General features: G+C 56.3%; 1 protein-coding gene. It reads left to right on the top strand.

Annotation, left to right across the window (positions count from 1 at the left end):
* Positions 1 to 17: 17 nt before the first annotated feature.
* On the top strand, positions 18 to 364 hold a 347-nt coding region (locus ACXIUA_RS00350; protein ID WP_457975873.1), incomplete at its 3' end, for a phage terminase small subunit.

Here is a 364-nt window from a genome sequence, read left to right as displayed (position 1 = left end):
CGGTAGGGAGGTAAACAATGGGAGCACGAGGGCCGGTGCCTAAGCGGTCTTCCGAGCGGGAGCGTCGGAACAAGCCGGATTATGAGATCACCACCATCGACATCGACGGCGATGTGTTTATGCCGGAACTCGGTATCGATAATCCGCATCCGATCATCACGGATTTGTGGGATTCGCTAGGGATGTCTGCACAACAGCAGTATTACGAGCCTTCGGATTGGCAGTTCGCTCGTGTCACGCTCCATTTCGCCAACCAACTGTTGTGGAACTCGCGCCCTTCGGCACAGATGTTCCAGGGTATTACTTCGGCGTTGTCGGACCTTCTGGTGTCCGAGGGTTCTCGTCGCCGTCTCCGCATGGAGAT

This window comes from Corynebacterium sp. UMB8791, from assembly GCF_054166365.1.
This window is presented reverse-complemented; position numbering and strand designations above follow the sequence as displayed.